Source organism: Flavimaricola marinus, from assembly GCF_900184895.1.
GTDB lineage: Bacteria > Pseudomonadota > Alphaproteobacteria > Rhodobacterales > Rhodobacteraceae > Flavimaricola > Flavimaricola marinus.
The window spans coordinates 1-1,289 of record NZ_FXZK01000045.1 but is presented as its reverse complement, the minus strand read 5'-3'; the positions used below and the strand labels follow the sequence as shown (position 1 = coordinate 1,289).

Sequence of the window (1,289 nt, the reverse complement as noted above, 5' to 3'; positions counted from 1 at the left end):
AACTTCAACCTGCCGAAGCTTCGATACGATCTCTTCGGGCTTTTCTCGTTTTCCAGCCATCGCTGATCCTCCAATTTGCGGGACAAATCTATCCCAGTTGGTGGACCACTTTCAGGGGGCTACTCCACTCTGGGTCCTCGTTGGCATCGCCGGTGTTGCCGCCGCCCCCACTATCGTTGCCGCGGTCTTTGCCGGTGGCTGAGCGCTCGCCCCTCTTTCTGGGTCTCGTACGGCCGCCCAAGCTTCTGGGCCTGCCCATCATGTACGCAATGGTCTGGCTCTTTGGCTCGGTGCTGCTCTTCGTCTGGGTCCAGCACATCGCCGTGCTGGGCGTGGCCGCCCTGCTCTATCCCGTGCTTTGGAAGGCCGCGGATTGGGACCCGCGCTTCATCGACGTGATTATGACGGCGTTGCAGGAGACACCGCCGACGCGGAACCGGTCTATCCACGGCGGGGACAGCTATGCGCCATAGTGAAGTTCTGGACGAAGCCCTCGATCACCGCACAATGACGCCGAACTGGTATGCGCGCGAAACCCGCCTCGCGCATATGCTTCCTTACGTCAGCCTCGTCGACGACCGCACCGTGCGGACGCGGGTGAACGAGCTCTTCCAATGCATCCGGCTCGATGGCGTCAACAGCTACACCACGGATGATGCCTATCTCGACAAGGTGGCCGCGCTCGTTGCCCGGATCATCGCGCAGCTGGGGCCGGAGTTCAGTTACTACGTCCATAAGGTCTCGAAAGCGATCACGCCGGACCTCGAGCCTGTGCGCGAGGACAGTTTTGCAGGTGAAGTTGACCGGCTCTGGCGCGCGAAACTCGAGACCAGCGGGTTGCGCGATAAAACCCTGACGCTCACCGTCATCCATCGCCCGCCTCCGAAAAGCGTCCTGCCCTTCCTGAACCGTAGCGCGCCAGATCGGCTGAGAGAGGAGACCCGCAAACGCCTGCAGCGCCTCGGTGAAGCCGTGAACGTCTTCCTCTCGGGGCTTACCGAGCTCAAGCCGCGCCTGCTGTCAGCCGGATCGGGAGAGTTGGTGGGATTTTTGGGCGCGCTCAACACGGGCACCGAGCTGCCGCTCTACCCGGCCAACACATACGGCTTTCTGTCCTTCAACGTCGCCAATACCCGCGTGACGTTTCAAGGAGATCACTTCAAGCTCTCCGAAGGCGTCGTCGGCCATCGCTACGGCAAGAGCTTCACCATCGGGGAATACTCCGAGGCCACCTCCTGCACCATGTTCGACATGCTGAACCTGCCTGTCGACATGATCGTCACGCACTC

The 1,289-nt window shown here is 61.4% G+C and carries 1 protein-coding gene and 2 pseudogenes; all 3 read left to right on the top strand.

Annotated elements, in window-relative coordinates; translation table 11 throughout:
• Positions 1 to 202 (top strand): annotated as a pseudogene (locus tag LOM8899_RS23830) (hypothetical protein); the annotation flags it as partial.
• Positions 195 to 473, top strand: coding sequence for a VirB3 family type IV secretion system protein (locus LOM8899_RS22940; RefSeq protein WP_093994521.1), 279 nt, complete (start codon positions 195 to 197; stop codon positions 471 to 473). The pseudogene LOM8899_RS23830 and the gene LOM8899_RS22940, both read left to right, overlap by 8 nt.
• Positions 463 to 1,289, top strand: a pseudogene (locus tag LOM8899_RS22935) (VirB4 family type IV secretion/conjugal transfer ATPase); the annotation flags it as partial. The gene LOM8899_RS22940 and the pseudogene LOM8899_RS22935, both read left to right, overlap by 11 nt.